General features: G+C 34.1%; 20 protein-coding genes. All 20 read right to left on the reverse strand.

Annotated elements, in window-relative coordinates; translation table 11 throughout:
• Positions 1-118: 118 nt before the first annotated feature.
• Positions 119-505, reverse strand: coding sequence for a YraN family protein (locus tag PHP06_03550; protein ID MDD3839627.1), 387 nt, complete (start codon positions 503-505; stop codon positions 119-121).
• Positions 495-779: an EscU/YscU/HrcU family type III secretion system export apparatus switch protein gene (locus PHP06_03555; protein MDD3839628.1), complete on the reverse strand. Its 285-nt coding sequence runs from the start codon at positions 777-779 to the stop codon at positions 495-497. The genes PHP06_03550 and PHP06_03555 overlap by 11 nt, the downstream gene beginning before the upstream one ends.
• Positions 776-1,642 carry a hypothetical protein gene (locus PHP06_03560; protein MDD3839629.1) on the reverse strand — a complete coding sequence of 289 codons (867 nt, stop codon included), beginning with the start codon at positions 1,640-1,642 and terminating at the stop codon, positions 776-778. Before PHP06_03560 ends, PHP06_03555 begins: the two co-directional genes overlap by 4 nt.
• A gap of 19 nt (positions 1,643-1,661) precedes the next feature.
• Positions 1,662-2,447, reverse strand: coding sequence for a ribonuclease HII (locus PHP06_03565; GenBank protein MDD3839630.1), 786 nt, complete (start codon positions 2,445-2,447; stop codon positions 1,662-1,664).
• A 129-nt stretch (positions 2,448-2,576) separates the two neighbouring features.
• Positions 2,577-3,851 (reverse strand): FAD-dependent oxidoreductase, encoded by a 1,275-nt coding sequence (locus tag PHP06_03570; GenBank protein MDD3839631.1) that lies wholly within the window; start codon positions 3,849-3,851, stop codon positions 2,577-2,579.
• A 51-nt stretch (positions 3,852-3,902) separates the two neighbouring features.
• Positions 3,903-4,748, reverse strand: a complete 846-nt coding sequence (ylqF, locus tag PHP06_03575; protein MDD3839632.1) for a ribosome biogenesis GTPase YlqF — start codon at positions 4,746-4,748, stop codon at positions 3,903-3,905.
• Positions 4,749-4,771: 23 nt separating this feature from the next.
• Positions 4,772-5,296: a signal peptidase I gene (gene lepB / locus PHP06_03580; GenBank protein MDD3839633.1), complete on the reverse strand. Its 525-nt coding sequence runs from the start codon at positions 5,294-5,296 to the stop codon at positions 4,772-4,774.
• A gap of 96 nt (positions 5,297-5,392) precedes the next feature.
• Positions 5,393-5,740 carry a 50S ribosomal protein L19 gene (gene rplS, locus PHP06_03585; GenBank protein MDD3839634.1) on the reverse strand — a complete coding sequence of 116 codons (348 nt, stop codon included), beginning with the start codon at positions 5,738-5,740 and terminating at the stop codon, positions 5,393-5,395.
• 146 nt (positions 5,741-5,886) lie between these two features.
• Positions 5,887-6,564: a tRNA (guanosine(37)-N1)-methyltransferase TrmD gene (gene trmD / locus PHP06_03590; protein MDD3839635.1), complete on the reverse strand. Its 678-nt coding sequence runs from the start codon at positions 6,562-6,564 to the stop codon at positions 5,887-5,889.
• A 1-nt stretch (position 6,565) separates the two neighbouring features.
• Positions 6,566-7,075 (reverse strand): ribosome maturation factor RimM, encoded by a 510-nt coding sequence (gene rimM, locus PHP06_03595; protein ID MDD3839636.1) that lies wholly within the window; start codon positions 7,073-7,075, stop codon positions 6,566-6,568.
• Between the two features lie 206 nt (positions 7,076-7,281).
• Positions 7,282-7,509 carry a KH domain-containing protein gene (locus tag PHP06_03600; GenBank protein MDD3839637.1) on the reverse strand — a complete coding sequence of 76 codons (228 nt, stop codon included), beginning with the start codon at positions 7,507-7,509 and terminating at the stop codon, positions 7,282-7,284.
• Positions 7,510-7,529: 20 nt separating this feature from the next.
• Positions 7,530-7,775, reverse strand: coding sequence for a 30S ribosomal protein S16 (gene rpsP, locus PHP06_03605; GenBank protein ID MDD3839638.1), 246 nt, complete (start codon positions 7,773-7,775; stop codon positions 7,530-7,532).
• Positions 7,776-7,806: 31 nt separating this feature from the next.
• Complete coding sequence (ffh, locus tag PHP06_03610; protein MDD3839639.1) at positions 7,807-9,144, reverse strand: signal recognition particle protein; 1,338 nt, start codon at positions 9,142-9,144, stop codon at positions 7,807-7,809.
• A 21-nt stretch (positions 9,145-9,165) separates the two neighbouring features.
• On the reverse strand, positions 9,166-9,522 hold the full coding sequence (locus PHP06_03615) for a putative DNA-binding protein (GenBank protein MDD3839640.1): 357 nt from the start codon (positions 9,520-9,522) through the stop codon (positions 9,166-9,168).
• Between the two features lie 79 nt (positions 9,523-9,601).
• Entirely contained in the window at positions 9,602-10,531 is a 930-nt protein-coding gene (gene ftsY / locus PHP06_03620) for a signal recognition particle-docking protein FtsY (GenBank protein ID MDD3839641.1), read from the reverse strand.
• A 15-nt stretch (positions 10,532-10,546) separates the two neighbouring features.
• The gene (smc, locus tag PHP06_03625; GenBank protein ID MDD3839642.1) at positions 10,547-14,116 is read right to left on the reverse strand and encodes a chromosome segregation protein SMC; all 3,570 of its coding nucleotides are present in this window, start codon (positions 14,114-14,116) and stop codon (positions 10,547-10,549) included.
• Positions 14,097-15,212: a radical SAM protein gene (locus PHP06_03630; GenBank protein MDD3839643.1), complete on the reverse strand. Its 1,116-nt coding sequence runs from the start codon at positions 15,210-15,212 to the stop codon at positions 14,097-14,099. The genes smc and PHP06_03630 overlap by 20 nt, the downstream gene beginning before the upstream one ends.
• Positions 15,205-15,918: a ribonuclease III gene (gene rnc, locus PHP06_03635; protein MDD3839644.1), complete on the reverse strand. Its 714-nt coding sequence runs from the start codon at positions 15,916-15,918 to the stop codon at positions 15,205-15,207. The genes PHP06_03630 and rnc overlap by 8 nt, the downstream gene beginning before the upstream one ends.
• Positions 15,919-16,055: 137 nt before the next feature.
• Entirely contained in the window at positions 16,056-17,297 is a 1,242-nt protein-coding gene (gene fabF / locus PHP06_03640; GenBank protein MDD3839645.1) for a beta-ketoacyl-ACP synthase II, read from the reverse strand.
• A gap of 207 nt (positions 17,298-17,504) precedes the next feature.
• Complete coding sequence (gene acpP / locus PHP06_03645; protein MDD3839646.1) at positions 17,505-17,732, reverse strand: acyl carrier protein; 228 nt, start codon at positions 17,730-17,732, stop codon at positions 17,505-17,507.
• Positions 17,733-17,736 lie beyond the last annotated feature (4 nt).

The raw sequence follows: 17,736 nt of genomic DNA on the forward strand, positions 1-17,736 counted from the left end.
CTATAATATTTAATATATACTCACAATCAATTATGCCCGATGTAAAAAAATAGAAGGCTATTGCCTTCCGGATAATTCACCCTATCAAACCCTAGCTATTTTACAAAGAATTTATGTATTAATAATATATATTAGCTGATGAAGCATCGAATGCATTTTTTATTAGATTTATTTCATATTTATCTTTGTCTACTCTGATCACTTCAACTATGTCAAATCTGACAGGCGTATCGAACATTTTATTCATCTTTATAAATATAGTAGCTATGGCGGGATATTTCATCTGTTTATAATAATTTATCGCATCTGACGGTCTTCCATATCTAAAAGTAGATCTTGTCTTGACCTCTACAAACACCAAATACTCCCCTTCCATGCATACCAGATCTACTTCGCCAACTTTACATCTGAAATTTTTTTCAATTATTTTATATCCTTTTTTTCTCAAATAGTTTAATGCTATAATTTCTCCCTCTAGCCCAACTAATTTGTTTTTATTCTTCAATCTTTTCTCCTTTCTTTCTATCTATATATTCAATAGTTGCAAGCAGTTTAGCCACCACTTCATACAGTTCGGGAGGTATTTGTGAGTATAGTTTAAGCTTTTCTAAAGCATCTACCAATTGCTCATCTTTATGAATTGGTATTCTATGTTGTTGTGCGTTTTCCACTATTTTTTCTGCAATAATTCCTTTTCCTTTAGACACAACTTTAGGGGCTTGATACTCAGGCTGGTATCTCAAAGCAACAGCTTTTTTTATTTTTCTATCCCTATTCATATTTTAATATCAACTTCCGGTACATTTATATTTTGGATTGTATCATCCATAACATGTTCTTCAAATGATATATTTACCTGAAAATTATCCAACTTTAAACTATTCTCAAATAAGCTTTTATATTTATGCATAAACTCGAGAACCTCCTTTTGTTCAACTTTTATATTCAGGTTTATATGTTCCCTCTGTTTAGCTATTTCGATCATCAACAATCCAAGGTTTTTTGTATCTATAAACAACACAAATTTTTCTTTATTTTCAGCATAGTTTGATTTCCTATCCGGCTGATCTAGCTTTATCATGCCCAGTTTAGATTGATGACCATTGAAAACAACAGGTGTACAAAAAACCCATTTAAATCCGTCTTCCATATGGCTTTCATAGTAAAAGTCCTGACCAGCCTTGCTTGTCTCACCATCTTTGCTGTAAATCATACGTTGATACTTCCATCTATTCATCAGATTTTTAATTATTTCAATATTCTTTTTAGAAACAGGCAATTGATAATTTAAAAGCAAAAGGAGTGCTTTTATATTGTGTATATCTTTGTTAATGCCTGCCTTGTTTAATAAGTTCTTAACAGCATCTTCTCCTAGTTGCTGTGATTCTAATAGTTCAAATATTAGAAAACCTTCCATATCTATATGCTTTACACATAATTCTATCTGCTGTCCTTCATATAATTCCACAGCCCCACTAATCCCCGCATCTATTATGCTATTTTTGATCTGAAGTTGAACTTTATTGCCGTCTAAATTTATTATCCTCGCTTTTACTATCTGTCCCTCTTTTAAATTTGTATTTTTTATGTTGACATTTAAGTTAACTATCGTTCTGGTATTTTCTGTAGTAATACCATACACAGTTTTATCACCTGCTCGTTTAAATAAATTTTTTGATGAATGTTTTACGATGTAATGGACAATGTCCGTATTTTTTAATAGACTCTATATGGTCTTTTGTACCATAACCTTTGTTTCTATCGAATCCGTACTGGGGATACATCTCACTGAAATTATACACTATTCTATCCCTCGTTACTTTTGCAACTATTGATGCTGCTGCTACCGATATGGATTTGCTATCCCCTCCTGGGATAGCAACCTGTCTTGTATTAACATGGGGTATCCTCATATTTCCATCCACCAATAAAAAGTCAGCATCTATAGATAAGGCCTGGATAGCCTTTCGCATGGCAACAAATGTAGCATTCATTATATTTATTCGGTCAATTGTATGGTGATCTACTATACCTACTCCGTATGATATAGCAATGCTTATTATCTTTTGATATAGTTGATTTCTTTTAGCCTCTGATAATTTCTTTGAATCGTTGATCTCATATATTATACAATCAGAAGGTAAAACCACCGCTGCTGCAACCACAGGACCGGCAAGAGGTCCTCGTCCCGCTTCATCTATCCCTACAATATATTTGCAATCTTTATCTCTCAATCTATTTTCATAAAAGTTTAATCTTTTCAATCTATCAATTTCTTCTTCTATATGGTCTATGCGTCCTTTACACCTATGTAGAAGTTTGATAGCAGATTTCCTATTATCTACCTTCAAACATTCAGTTATCTCGTTTAAGTTTTTGATATTATCCCAGTTTTGATTGATCAATTTATTTATTTCAGATATAGTCATATCCCTTGTATCAAACATTATTTTTTTACACTCCCACATATTTTATATTATCATATTTATATATACATATTTGTTTTCTATATTAAACCGATATTTCCTCTTTTTTAATAAAATAAGGAATAGAATTATTAAATAAAATTCTATTCCTTATTTTATGAATAAATCTTTATATTTCAATTCTTTTATCCTATTCTCTATTTTTTCCGGCTGAACAGTGTACAGTTTTTTTTGCTTCATCCTATCAAAATATACCGAACCGGACATTGTTACTTTATGAAATACTTGGTTATTCCTATCTATAATTTTGTTTGAGAAATTTATAAAATCCCCACATGCAGTTTGAGTAGATAGCTCCACCAATTGTTTGCCTTGAATATAATTAGATGCATTACAGCCGGCTAGAGCACCGGTAATGATAGCTTCTGTATGACCAACTATAGGACCTGAACACTCACCTGCACAAAAAAGATTGTCTGTATTTAAAACCTTCATATAGTTATCCCGCGGAGACACAGTTGTAAACCTTATAGAATTTCCAACACTTCCAGCGTAGGGGTCATCGTATCTTGCATTTTCAAATCCTTCTATAGAATGCAGCACAGATAAGGGAAGAAAACTCTTCATCATTTTTATGAAATTGCCTGCATCAAGCATTATGATATTGTTTTCATATATTTCTGCTGTGTACTGCTGACACACCTTATCTGTTTTTTTAAATGGCAAGATATCCAAATCAACAGGAATTATAACAAAGCCTTTCTGTTCTATCTTATCTATAATAGCCTTATCAATTGTTGCTTTATTTATTTTGCAAGAACCACTCATAGCTCCTATCGAACCATTCCTGTTTTTGCAAATTATGGTTTCTTGTCTAATTGTATCCGACAAGCTTATCCTCCCTCCAAAAGTAGGACATCTCATTATACACATAACACATCCATTCCCATATCTCCTACATAAACTTGGAGGACCTGCACTCCCTGTACAATCTATAAATGCATCTCCATAAATCTTTTTATTATCATCTAAAACAATACATCTTATTTGTCTGTTCGAAACCTCTAATTCTTTTGCCCTTCTATTTGTAAGGATATTTACATTATATTCTCTCAAAAGCCTTATTATTTGTTTATATACACAGACAGAATCGTATATGGATGCATGTTTATGAAAAGGAAAGTCAATATTTTTATGCACAGAACAATTATCACAAATTTCAAATAACTCAAAAGCTCCCATTAATATTGCTTCTTCTGCACCTGTGTATCTGCCGTTATTACGCATAATTCCACCTACCAGCCCGGTTCCTAGCAACATATCAGTTCTTTCTATCAATATAACATCCATGCCTTTTTTTGCAGAAATAATGGCTGCAGAAATACCTGCCCAGCCTGCTCCTGCTATTACAACTTTTTTAGGCATAAAAATCCCCCATTTAATTGATTTTAATATATTATTTATAATATATTAAAATTATATGGGGCGCTCAAGGGAAATATAACCTAACTTGTTGTTTCTAAAATCATTAATAACCAGTTTCGCCGCTCTGTAGTAATCTATCTCTCCTCCTGGCAGAACACATTTTCTGTTTTCAGCGATCTGCTTTAAAACTTGGTAACCAGTCTTATTTTCCCAATCTATATTATATTTATTACAGATATAATCTTTGTTAATCCTCCTAATCATTTCTATCAGCTCTACACATACTTCAACATGATCAAATAATTCGTCTTTTATTGCACCAGTTACAGCTAAATTCACTGCTACACTTTTATCTTGGAATTTTGGCCACAATATTCCAGGAGTATCCAAAAGTTCAATATCGTTTTTTAGCTTCACCCATTGTTTTGTCTTTGTAACACCAGGCTTATTGCCTGTTTCTGCCTTCTTGCCTTTAGTAAGTCTATTTATAAAGGAAGACTTACCTACGTTAGGGATACCTACTACCATGCATCTGGTTACAGGCCTCCTTATCCCTCTAGATATCTTTTTTTGTATAGATTTTGATAATATGCCACTCGTAGCCTTAGTAACCTCGTCTATGCCTTTCCCTGTAAGAGAATTAGCTAATACTACATAAATACCCTTTGTTCTATACCATTCAACCCAGCGTTTATTTATATTCCTGTCTGCCATATCTGACTTATTCAATATTACTATTTTTACTTTGTCGCCCAATATTTGATCTAAATCTGGATTTTTGCTACTTAAAGGTATTCTGGCATCTAATAATTCATAAACAATGTCAACCAATTTAAGATTTTCCTTTAATATTTTCGTGGTCTTAAGCATATGACCAGGATACCAATTGATATTCATTCTTTCACATCCCTCGTTAAATCCTATTGATCTATCAAGTTGATCTTATCAAAAGGCCATATTCTAAATACAGCTTTTCCCACCATATTATCTAAAGGTACATACCCTACTGACGGTCTCCTGCTGTCAGTACTATCGTTTCTGTTGTCTCCCAATACAAAAATTGTACCTTCAGGTATAACACTTTCTTTAAATCCAACTATAGTTTTTTCTTTTATATAGGGCTCTATCTTTAATTCTCCATTTACATATACGTTTCCATTTTCTATTTTAATTTTATCATTGCCAATAGCAATTACACGTTTTATATAATATTCCTTCGGATTTCCGGGATATTTAAATACTGCTATATCTCCTCTTTTGGGCTGGTCAACTATGTAACTTATCTTGCTTATAATAAGCCTATCATTATCGTGAAGCGTAGGCTCCATCGAACTGCCATCAACCCTTAAAGTATCAAATAAAAACGTTTTTATTACAAAAGCAAGTACTATTGCAATAACAATGGCTTGTATCCATTCTATAATTTCGTTATTTCTCTTTCCCATATATAAGCCTCCTAAACGTGAAAGAAACACAGCCCTATCCTAATTTCTAATTTAAAAACATGTGGGACTGTTAAACAGCCCCACCTTTGATCCAAATTAAAAACTTTTATCTTTTACCTTTGCTGATTTTCCTACTCTCTCTCTGATGTAGAACAGTTTCGCTCTTCTCACTTTTCCTCTTCTTATAACCTCAATCCTGTCCAACTTGGGTGAATGTACTGGAAAAGTCCTCTCAATTCCTATCCCATATGAAAGTCTTCTCACAGTAAATGTTTCCCTGACTCCACCATGTCTCTTTGCAATCACTAGGCCTTCAAATGCTTGTAGCCTCTCTCTGTTTCCCTCAATAACTTTTACATAAACCCTTACAGTATCACCTACACGAAAATCAGGTATTTCTTTCTTCATATTTTCCTTTTCGATTTCCCTTATCAACTCGTTCATAAGTATAAAATACCTCCTTCCTCCATAGACGTTCTTGCCTACCAAGTTAGACAGAGGACCGCCCGTAATAACAAAAATCATTATCTCATATATATATATAGTTGTCAATATAAAGAGCGCTTTTGCTTTCAGAACCTTGCCATCTCTTATTCTATCAAATCCGGGCGTTTTTTTTGAGTCAATTCTATACTTTTTTTCTTTCTCCACTCTTGTATCTTTTTGTGGTCGCCACTTAAGAGCACGTCGGGTACTTTGTAGCCTTTATAATCATAAGGACGGGTATACTGGGCATATTCAAGCAATCCGCTATAAAAAGTTTCATCTTCATAAGATGATTTGTTTGAAAGCACTCCCGGTAGCAGTCTTGTTATGCTATCAATTACAACCATAGCCGGCAGTTCCCCTCCCGTGAGAACGTAATCACCTATAGAAAGCTCCATATCTATTTTATTATCAATTACCCTTTGGTCCACCCCTTCGTAGTGTCCACACAACAATATTATACCTGAAAGATTTGATAATTTATTACATATATTCTGGTTTAACTTTATCCCTTTGGGCGATAAATAAATAGACTTAATATCTCCGTCCATATCTTGTCTTGCATGATCAATACAATCAAAAAGAGGTTCCGGTTTCAAAATCATTCCATTTCCACCGCCGTATGGATAATCATCAACTTGCTTATGTTTATTTTTTGCAAAGTCTCTAATATTTAAAAGCTCTACCTGAATTATACCCTGATCTACCGCCCTTCCTATTATGCTGGTATTTAAAAACGCATCAAACATTTCAGGAAATAATGTCAAAATCTTTACTATCATTTCATATCAATCCTTCTAACAACTGGATTTTCATAGTCCTTTTTTCCAGATCAATATTTTTTACTACCTTTTTTATAGCGGGTATAAGTATCTCCCTACCGTCGTGGCTATTAACAGAATATACATCGTTACTTCCTGTTTTTATGACATCTTGAATCTCTCCAATATATTTACTTTCCTCATCATACACTTTTAAACCTACTATGTCACAAATAAAATATTCCCCTTCTTCCAATGGAATAGCATCATTTCTTGATATTTTAATATATTTTTCCCGTAACCTCTCCGCCTCATCTACACTATTAACTTGTTCCAGTTTTATGTATACAATATCCTTTTGATACTTTACATACTCTATATCGTATTTTTTCAATTCATCTGCACTGTTTTCTATCAACACGTACTCCAGATCGTTGAATCTATCGATAACATCTGTTAAAGGAAAAACTTTTATTTCACCTTTTAGTCCTCTAGGCTTTAATATTTGACCTATTATTAGATGCTGTGCCATCACGCCCGTTTTACCCCTCCTTTAATATTGCTATTGTAAAGATATCTATAATTATAAGTTATCCAATTATTTACACATAATACCTTTCGGTCTTAAACTAAAGTATCATAAATAAACTGCAGATTTTATAGGTCATTTATCTGTATAAAGAATAGCTTTTTAGGATAACAAAAAGGAGCCAGGTTAGCCCAACTCCTTCGTTTAAATTAAATAATTTCAACAACAACTCTTTTGTTTTCTTTTGTAGCTGCTGCCTTTACAATTGTTCTTATGGCTTTTGCAATTCTACCCTGTTTTCCTATAACCTTACCCATATCATCTGAAGCAACTTTCAGTTCAATTATTACCGACTGCTCTCCTTGGATTTCGTTTACTTCTACCTGTTCCGGACTATCTACCAGTGCTTTAGCTATAACTTTTACTAACTCGCCCATCTTTACACCCCCATCTAAAATTATTCTATAGCACCTGTTTTCTTAAGTAACCTCTTCACTGTATCTGTAGGTTTGGCACCTTTATCAATCCAATCTTTAGCGCGTTCGTTATTTATTTGTAATTGAACAGGATCAGCAACAGGATTATAATATCCCAATTCTTCTATGAATCTACCATTTCTAGGAAATCGAGAATCTGCTACAACAACTCTATATGAAGGATTCTTTTTAGCTCCTGTTCTCTTTAATCTTATCTTTACAGCCATGTACTCACCTCCTCCATTTGTCTGTATTCATTTAAAAGAAAGGAAAATTAATTTTGCCTTTCCTGACTGCCTTATCCATGTTATCAAACTGCTTCATCATCTTCTTGGTTTGTTCAAACTGTTTTATAAGTTTGTTAACATCTTGTATTTTGGTTCCACTGCCCGAAGCAATCCTTCTTCGCCTGCTACCATTTATTAGTTTAGGGTTGAGCCTCTCGTCTTTTGTCATTGAATTTATTATAGCTTCTATTCTTACCAATTGTCTTTCATCAAAATCTAAACCCTTTAATTTTTTCGTGTTAACACCTGGAAGCATGCCCAATATACTGTCTAATGGTCCCATATTCTTCATTTGATGTAGCTGTTCAAGGAAATCTTCAAAAGTGAATTGCTGTTGTCTAAATTTCTTTTGAAGTTCTAGAGCCTTTTTTTCATCTAGCTCACTTTGAGCTTTCTCTATTAAGCTCAAAACATCCCCCATTCCAAGTATCCTTGAGGCCATTCTGTCAGGATGGAATAGCTCAAAATCCTCAAGCTTCTCTCCTACGCCTGCAAACTTTATAGCACAGTCTGCAACTGAACGAATTGAAAGAGCAGCACCACCACGAGTATCACCATCTAGCTTTGTCAAAACAACGCCAGTTATTTCAAGTTTCTGGTTAAAACTCTGTGCTACATTGACTGCATCCTGTCCTGTCATGGAATCAACCACAAGCAATATTTCATCTACATTAACTCCCTGTTTTATGTCCTGTAATTCATCCATCATTGTCTCATCAATATGCAGTCTCCCTGCGGTATCTATTATAACTACATCATTATTATTTTGCTTTGCATGTTCTACGGCAGATTTAGATATAGCCAATGGATCTTTGCTGCCTTCTATCTTAAATACAGGTACTCCAACCTTTTGCCCTACTATCTCCAGCTGTTTTACAGCTGCTGGCCTATAAACATCGCAAGCAACAAGCAAAGGTGTTTTCCCCTTTTTATTTAGGTATAACCCTAATTTTCCTGCTGTCGTGGTCTTCCCTGCACCTTGAAGCCCCACCATCATTATAATCGTGGGAGGATTGGGAGAAAATTGAATATCGCTAGCTTTACCCCCCATAAGCTCTGTCAGCTCTTCATTAACAATCTTGATTATTTGCTGTCCCGGGGTAAGACTGGTCATTACCTCCTGCCCTACCGCCCTATCAGTAACCTTTTTGATAAATTTTTTGACAACCAAAAAGTTCACATCCGCCTCTAGCAAAGCCAGCTTAACTTCTTTCATGGCGACTTTAACATCTTTTTCTGTTACTTTACCTTTCTTCCTAAGTTTAGCAAATGCACTTTGGAGCTTTTCAGCCAAGCCTTCGAAAACCATTAATTTTTAGCCTCCCGAAACCTATTTTTTATCTATATTATCCAATTGTTGTATTATTCTCTGCAGATGGTCTGCTACATCAGGATCAATATTTTGCTGTTTACATAATTTATTTATTCTGCTGTTTATATCTTTTATAATCTTTTGGCGCTCAATATATTTGCCTGCTATTTTTAATTTGTCCTCATACTGACAGAGCAAATTCTCTGCCCTCTTTAAGGTATCGAATACTGCTTGTCTGCTTATTGAAAAGTTTTCAGATATCTCTGCCAAAGATAGATCGTAATTATAATATAAATCAATTATATTTTTTTGGTTAGCGGTTAATAGTTCTCCATAAAAATCATAGAGCATACTTATTTTTCCTAATTTATCCATATCCACACCTTAATAACGTAAAGTATTTTTGCTTTACAGTAAATATTATAAACTTAAAATTAAAATAAGTCAACAAGTTTTACCCTTCAAACAATGCATTTATAAACTCTTCAGCATTAAATTCCTGTAAATCTTCCACTCTCTCACCTACACCAATCATCTTGACGGGTATGCCCACTTCATCCTTAACCCCGATCACGACTCCTCCTTTTGCAGTTCCATCCAATTTAGTTAACACGACTCCATCAATATCAACAGCCTCTTTAAATATTTTAGCTTGATTTATAGCGTTTTGTCCTGTTGTCGCATCTAATACTAACAGCACCTCTTTTACTGCTTCCGGATATTCCCTATCTATAACTCTTCTGATCTTACTAAGTTCATTCATCAGATTCTTTTTGTTGTGCAACCGCCCTGCAGTATCGCATATCAATACATCTATATTCCTTGCTTTAGCAGCGCTGATACCATCGAACACCACAGCAGCTGGATCGGAGCCTTCTACCTGTTTTATCACACCTACGCCTGTCCTCTCACCCCATATTTCCAACTGTTCTGCAGCTGCAGCTCTAAATGTATCAGCTGCCACAAGCAGAACACTCTTGCCTTTCTCTTTAAATTTACTAGCCATCTTGCCGATAGTAGTAGTTTTTCCCACCCCATTTACACCAACTACTATTATTACTTTAGATGCATCATCATTATGGTCATCCTCTTGTGTTTCTTCTAATATTTCTACCAGCTTTTGTTTAATCATTGCTCTTACTTGTTCCAAATCAGCAATCTTTTTTTGTTTTGCATCTTCTTTTATTTGTTCAATAATTTTTACAGAAGTTCTAACTCCCACATCTGAAGTAATCAATATTTCTTCTAATTCCTCAAAAAATTCATCATCTATTTTGGTATATACTCTAACAAGGCTATCAATTTTTTCAGATATACCCTTTCTAGTTTTAGATAAGCCTTCTTTTAACCGTTTTAATAAGCCCGGTTTCCTTACATTATCCATATAAAAGTCCTCCAATCAGCTTACTTTTTCGTCAAGTTTTAAAGAAATTATTTTTGATACACCCTTTTCTTGCATAGATATTCCATACAGGACATCAGCGCTTTCCATAGTCTTTTTGTTATGTGTTACCATTATAAACTGGATATCTTCTGAAAACTTTTTTAAAAATCTATTAAAATATTCCACATTCATATCATCTAAAGCTGCTTCAATCTCATCTAAAACACAAAAAGGTGCCGGATTCAACTTCAAAATCGCAAATAATATAGCAATAGCTGTCAACGTACGCTCTCCACCCGATAACAAGGATATGCTTTGCAGCTTTTTCCCAGGGGGCTGGACTATTATTTCAACCCCTGAATTTAACACATCGGTTTTATCCGCTAGTTTCAATTCGGCCTTGCCTCCGTTAAATAATTGTTTAAATATCATATTAAAATTAGTGTTGATCTCTTTAAACTCTCGGATAAATTTGTTCTCCATTGATTTTACAGTAGAACTTATAATACCCTCTAAATCTCTTTTGGCTTTTTCCAGATCAGTTTTCTGGCTGGATAGAAAATCATATCTGACTTTAAGCTCTTTATATTCATCTATAGCCCCAGGGTTCACTTGTCCCATACAACCGATGGCTTGCTTGCACTCTTTTATATTATCTATGACATATGGTCTGCTCAAATTCTTATCATAATAGTCTTTAGCCTGCATATATGATACCTGATATTCATCCCATATTCTTTCCTGTAAATTTTCTTTTTGCGTCTTTGTCTTTACTATCTTTAGCTCCAGATTATTTTTATCCTCCTTAAGTTTATCCAATATTTGCTCGTTATCTTCCATCTCCTGAGTTGAAATCTTAGCTTTTTCTGATATCTGTATTAATTCCTTTTGAGCCTTCTCTAAGTTTCTCTCACTTTCTTTCAAGTTCCTTTCCGCATTTTCCATCTGCACACCACATTGCTTTATATCTTTTTCCAGTCTTTCTATTTGCTCTTTGGCCTGGTCTCTTAGTTTTTCTTTTGTTTTAATCGAGTTTTCTAATTCATTTTGATCATGCGCTAGATTTTCCACATTCTCAAGAATTAAAGATTTTTCACTGCTTAAAGAACTGATCTTGATCCTTATTTCAGTTAAATGCTTGTATAACTTTTCTCTATCTTCTCTCGACTTGTTATATGTATTTTTAAATAATTCAATTTCGTCTTTAATATTATCACTTTCTAATTGAATTTTTTCTAGTTTATCGTTTAATTCTCCCAAGCTTTTCTCCAGTTCTTTTTTATTATCATTTATCTGTTCTAACTCTAAATTGTTTTTATAAATTTCTTTTTGAATTCCTTCAAGCTTTTCTTTTTCAGCAATCTTTTTATTATTCAAATCATTGATTTCTATTATAAGATCTTGCTGTGCTTTTTTAAGTACCTCAATTTTCTGTCCGATATCATGGATATAAAAATTGGCTTGATCTATTGCCTCGCTTTTTTTCTGCTTTTTAAGATTTAACCCCTTTAGTGCTTCTTCGATATCATCTATCTGCCTTTTCCTTCCAAGTATATTACTTGTTTTTGCGGACCTACTTCCCCCTGATATAGACCCACCTGTATTTAAAACATCCCCATCCAAAGTTACTATCTTGAATGAATATCCAAATGTTTTAGCGATTGCAATCCCATTTCTGATTTCATCTACTACCACAACTCTTCCCAAGAGATTTTTGAAAATCGGCTTAAACTTTTCATCATAATCTACTAACTTTGAGGCTATACCTATGCATCCAGGCATATTGAGCGCATTTTTTTCGTTGGAATTTAACTCTCTTTCCTTTATTGATGTTAAAGGTAAAAAAGTAGCTCGTCCACCCTTGTTGTTTTTAAGAAATTCAATAGCTCTTCTAGCATCTTCCTCTCGGTGAGTAACAATACATTGAATGCTATATCCTAATGCAGTTTCAATCGCTATTTCCAGCTCTTGGGGTGCGGATATAAGATTGCCTACAGCGCCGTATATTCCTTTCAAAGCTAAATTTTGACGGTTTCTATTTTCTAGTATTGACTTAACTGGTGCAGCATATCCTTGATAACTATCTTCCATCTCTTTTAAAAGCTTTCTTCTTGAGTTTAAAAACTGAATTCTATTATCAATCTCTTTTAACTCTTCCATATACTTAAGTAATATCTGCTTTTCTTGATTTATCAATGCGACCGTCTCTTCAAGGCTCTTTTCATTATTCACTAATAAGCTATTTTTATCCGATATTTTCCTTTCCAATCGAGAGATTGTTTTAATGATTTTCTGTACATCGTCATTTTGGTTTTGAACCATGAAATTTATTTGTGATTCTCTTTTGAGCAAATCACCCTTTATTGCCTTGTATCTTTCTATATCGTTTTTAATATCACCTATCTTATTTAAAAGTTTGATATACTGGTCTCTAGATCTATTTATATTATCCTCTTTTTCAATTATATCTCCTTCATACACAGTTATATCTTTGTCGATCCTCTCTTTTTCCTGAAGGTAGCTATCCAACTTTTCGGACAATTGGGCAAGGACTGTTTGTTTTTCTTGTTTTTGTTTTATTCTTTGATTTAAATCAGATTGGAGTTTTTTAAGTTCATCACACAATCTCTCTTTTTCATTATGGCAAGCTGATTTTTCTTGTGTTTTTAAGTCATGTTGGTTGTTTATCTTTTGTATTTCACTTTTTTGCCTGTATATATGCTCTCTTAATCTTTCCACTGATGAATTTAGTTTATATATTTCCTCATCTATATTCTCAACATATTCTTTTTTTTGTTGCAACATCTTTTGGTATTTTATTATATCGTTATTTATTAAATTAGATTGATGCTCATATTTATCCAATATATTATTCGCTATTTCAAAATCCATCAAAAATAAATTTATCTCATACTTTTTAAGCCGTTCAGAAAGCTGAATGTAGCCTTTTGCTTTCTGTGCTTGAGCTTTTAAAGGTCCTAATCTCATACCAATCTCATGTAGTATATCTTGCAACCTGATTAAGTTCTGATTTGTTTTTTCCAGTTTTCTTTCTGATTCAACTTTCCTCATCTTATATTTTGCTATACCTGCTGCTTCTTCAAAAACATATCTTCTTTCTTCAGGATTACTGCTCAATATCTCATCTATTCTGCCCTGACCTATAATAGAATATCCGTCTCTGCCTATACCTGTGTTTGCAAGCAACTCATTTATATCTTTCAGTCTACAGGGCACTTTATTTATAAGGTATTCACTCTCACCTGTCCTATAAATTTTCCTTGTTATTTTAACTTCTGTATATTCAATTGGAAGTTTTTCATCTGAATTATCTATAACAATTGATACTTCAGCAAAACCAAGGGGCCTTCTCTTTTGTGAGCCATTAAATATTACATCTTCCATTTTAATGCCTCTCAAAGTTTTTGCACTCTGTTCTCCCAATACCCATCGTATCGCATCTGTTATATTGCTTTTACCACTACCGTTTGGGCCCACTATCGCTGTAATACCCGGTTCAAAGTTCAACTTAACTCTATCAGCAAACGACTTAAAAGCATAGATCTCAATATTTTTTAAATACATTGACACACCTACCGTATTTTTGTTTGTATGATTTGACGATAATATCATCAATATCAATATGAATTATTTCTTCTTTAAAACATACTCTATATTCATTAACATCCAAGGTTTTGTCAATACTAGTCGTCAAGTTTTTTATACCGAAATCCTTTAAAAACCTGCGTTTATTTGTTTTTTTATTCCCTATAAACTTGGATAAGTTAACAGGATTCATGACCACTTCTACATATTCTAATCCATGTACATTGTTGTCCATAAACACATTTCTAAACAGATCATATAGCAATTCACCTTCTACCAATTCACCGATGGATGGATGAAAAGGACCTGCAATCACATCTGCATTCAAGTTTATATTTTCTGTTGGTTGAAGCCCTATCCTTATCACTTGTACTCCCTTGGCTTTAAAAATCAGCAATATATCTTTGCACAAATGCACTGTTTTACGCAGATTAAAGGGTTTGTATTTACCTTCTAAATATAGGTTGGCTAGTATTGTATCCTTAACAACAAGTGTAGGATAAATTCTGGCAAATTGTGGTTTCAAATTTGCAATTTCAATTGCTGTAAAAAGTGATTGATCTCCATTATCTCCAGGCAATCCTGTCATCATCTGTAATCCCAACTCGAACCCGTAATGTTTTATGTTTTGTACAGCCTCATATACCGCTTCAGCAGTATGACCTCTTCCACTCAACCTTAAGACTTCATCGTTCAGTGATTGTACACCCAATTCTATAGTCTTTACATCATGCTTTTTAAGGTTATCTAGAATAACATCATCTATATAATCAGGTCTTGTAGACAATCTTATGCTATCAACTGCTCCCTGTTCAATATATTTTTGTGCAATTTGCAGCAACTTGGTCTGTTGCTCTATGGGCAGAGCTGTAAAGCTACCTCCATAGAAAGCTATCTGTACTGATGTTTCCTTTTCACCCTTAAAAGTTTTAATATGTTCTGTTATTGTACTATGTATCTTGTCCGAGTCATACTCGTCGGCAAAGCCACTGATCTTTTTTTGATTACAGAATACACAGTCATGTGGACATCCTCTATGTGGGATAAAAACCGGTATTATATAGCGTCTACTCATATGTACCCTCCATCTTTTCAACTGCATTCTTGGCAGCAACCTGTTCAGCTTCTTTTTTAGTCTTTCCGGTACCTTCCCCGTATATTTTATCATTCAGTTTAACTTTTACATAAAATATTTTATCATGCTCTGGTCCTTTTTCATCTACAATTTGATATTCAATTTTTGGTTTTGAATTCATCTGAGCTTTTTCCTGCAATAAAGTCTTATAATCTCTAAATCCTTTGCCTTCTATAACCTGGTCTATATTGTGTTTAAGTCTTGTTAAAACAAAATCTCTTGCCTGCTCTAAACCACCATCGATATAGATAGACCCTATAACAGCTTCAAACCCATCTGCTAATATGGAATCCCTATACCTTCCACCTGTATTCTCTTCTCCTTTTCCTAGCAGAAGATAATCGCCTAACCTCATCTTCCTTGCTGCTATAGCAAGAGGCGTGGAGGATACAATACCTGCCCTTATGCGAGTAAGATCTCCTTCATCTAGGCTTTGATATTTATTGAAAAGATAATCGCTTATAGTTAAATTAAGCACCGAATCCCCTAAAAATTCTAATCGCTCATTGCACTCATAGTCTATTTTATTGTGTTCATTTGCATATGAACTATGTGTTATCGCAGTGAGCAAATTTTTTTTGTTTTTAAATTTATATCCTATAATCCCTTGGAGCTTTGTGATTCTGCCTTCATCTATATCGCACATAAGTCTGCAAAACCTCCACTATTATTTATATACTTATATTACCACAAATAGATTGTCCTAACCAAACTTTTTAGAAAGTAAAGGATGCTTGTAAATATACAAGAAGAAAGGTTTATGCTTTAAGCATAAACCTTTCCTTACTGCTCAATTCTTTTAAATAATAGGCATGCATTCTGACCACCAAAGCCAAAAGAATTGGATAAAGCATAGTCTATTTTTTTAGTCCTTCCTTTGTTAGGGACATAATCTAAATCACAGTCCTGATCCACATTGCTATAATTTATTGTTGGTGGAATAAAATTATTATAAATTGAAAGAGCGCATACAATAGCCTCTATCGCACCTGCTGCTCCTAATAAATGCCCTGTCATAGATTTTGTAGAACTTATACAAACCTCATAAGCATGCTCTTTGAATATTGATTTTATTGCATCTGTTTCATACTTATCGTTGTAAACAGTGGATGTACCATGGGCATTTATATAGTCTACCTGTGAATAATTTATATTTGCATCTTCTAGGGCACGCTTCATAGCCATGGCTCCTCCCCTACCCTTTGGCGCAGGGGCAGTTATATGATATGCATCTGCAGTCATCCCGCTCCCAACTATTTCTGCATAAATTTCAGCATTTCTCTTCAAAGCATGGTTTAATTCTTCAATAACTATAATCCCAGAACCTTCCCCCATAACAAATCCATCCCGTTTCGCATCAAAAGGTCTGCTTGCCTGTTGAGGATTTTCGTTATTTGTAGACAAAGCCCTCATATTGCAAAACCCTGCTAAGGCCAACGGAGTAACGGTGGCTTCTGTACCGCCAGTTATCATTATATCCGCATCTCCTCTTTGCACATATTTATAAGCATCAGAAATTGCACTGGTAGAAGATGCACATGCAGTTATACAAGTATTATTTACACCTCTAGCATTGTATATGATTGAAATCAACCCAGCCGCCATATTTCCTATCATAGCCGGCACAAAAAAAGGACTTATTCTTTTGGGGCCCTTCTCATGCAACACCCTTGCTTGTTGCTCTAAAGTTTCCATACCACCTATTCCCGTTCCCAGCACTACACCAAATCTATCCTTATCCACCTTTTCGATATCCAATTCAGCATCCCTGACAGCCATATTAGCAGCTGCTACAGCAAACTGAGTAAACCTATCCATCCTTCTAGCATGCTTTTTTTTCATAAAATCCTCAGGTTGAAAATCTTTTACCTCTGCTGCAATTTTAGTTGTAAATTCCGAAACATCAAATCTATCAATTAAATTTACACCTGATTTCCCCTTCGACAAAGAATCCCATAACTGATTCTTGCCCAGTCCCATTGAAGTAACAGCTCCTATTCCTGTAATTACAACTCTTCTCCTCATGTTTTACCTCCCGTATAGTAAACTTTTTATCATTTTCTCATTTCAATTGAAAATATCCAGGGGTATATATTAAACCTGACTTGCAATATAACTAGGATAATTGTAGGCATCATGTACACCCAGTACTTTCACCTTTTACTTGACATAAATCTATAGATATATAAAATAAAAAAGAGTCCCTAACTTTTTTCGGGACTCTTTTTAAGATCAAGAATGCTCTTTTATATATTCCACTACATCTCCCACCGTAGTAATCTTTTCCGCCTCTTCATCAGGGATCTCCATCTCAAATTCTTCTTCTAGTGCCATTATAAGTTCTACAATATCAAGTGAATCTGCACCAAGATCATCGATAAAAGATGATTCTAAAGACACTTCCTCTTCATCTATACCTAACTGTTCAGCAATAGTATTTCTAACCTTTTCGAAAATCATCATT

The organism is Clostridia bacterium, assembly GCA_028698525.1.
In the GTDB taxonomy this organism is placed as follows: domain Bacteria; phylum Bacillota; class Clostridia; order JAQVDB01; family JAQVDB01; genus JAQVDB01.

Coding starts and splice junctions, on each gene's coding strand:
- PHP06_03555 (MDD3839628.1), bottom strand. CDS start 779: ATGAATAGGGATAGAAAAATAAAAAAAGCTGTTGCTTTGAGATACCAG.
- PHP06_03565 (MDD3839630.1), bottom strand. CDS start 2,447: ATGTTTGATACAAGGGATATGACTATATCTGAAATAAATAAATTGATC.
- PHP06_03570 (MDD3839631.1), bottom strand. CDS start 3,851: ATGCCTAAAAAAGTTGTAATAGCAGGAGCAGGCTGGGCAGGTATTTCT.
- ylqF (MDD3839632.1), bottom strand. CDS start 4,748: ATGAATATCAATTGGTATCCTGGTCATATGCTTAAGACCACGAAAATA.
- lepB (MDD3839633.1), bottom strand. CDS start 5,296: ATGGGAAAGAGAAATAACGAAATTATAGAATGGATACAAGCCATTGTT.
- rplS (MDD3839634.1), bottom strand. CDS start 5,740: ATGAACGAGTTGATAAGGGAAATCGAAAAGGAAAATATGAAGAAAGAA.
- trmD (MDD3839635.1), bottom strand. CDS start 6,564: ATGATAGTAAAGATTTTGACATTATTTCCTGAAATGTTTGATGCGTTT.
- rimM (MDD3839636.1), bottom strand. CDS start 7,075: ATGGCACAGCATCTAATAATAGGTCAAATATTAAAGCCTAGAGGACTA.
- PHP06_03600 (MDD3839637.1), bottom strand. CDS start 7,509: ATGGGCGAGTTAGTAAAAGTTATAGCTAAAGCACTGGTAGATAGTCCG.
- rpsP (MDD3839638.1), bottom strand. CDS start 7,775: ATGGCTGTAAAGATAAGATTAAAGAGAACAGGAGCTAAAAAGAATCCT.
- ffh (MDD3839639.1), bottom strand. CDS start 9,144: ATGGTTTTCGAAGGCTTGGCTGAAAAGCTCCAAAGTGCATTTGCTAAA.
- PHP06_03615 (MDD3839640.1), bottom strand. CDS start 9,522: ATGGATAAATTAGGAAAAATAAGTATGCTCTATGATTTTTATGGAGAA.
- ftsY (MDD3839641.1), bottom strand. CDS start 10,531: ATGGATAATGTAAGGAAACCGGGCTTATTAAAACGGTTAAAAGAAGGC.
- smc (MDD3839642.1), bottom strand. CDS start 14,116: ATGTATTTAAAAAATATTGAGATCTATGCTTTTAAGTCGTTTGCTGAT.
- PHP06_03630 (MDD3839643.1), bottom strand. CDS start 15,212: ATGAGTAGACGCTATATAATACCGGTTTTTATCCCACATAGAGGATGT.
- rnc (MDD3839644.1), bottom strand. CDS start 15,918: ATGTGCGATATAGATGAAGGCAGAATCACAAAGCTCCAAGGGATTATA.
- fabF (MDD3839645.1), bottom strand. CDS start 17,297: ATGAGGAGAAGAGTTGTAATTACAGGAATAGGAGCTGTTACTTCAATG.
- acpP (MDD3839646.1), bottom strand. CDS start 17,732: ATGATTTTCGAAAAGGTTAGAAATACTATTGCTGAACAGTTAGGTATA.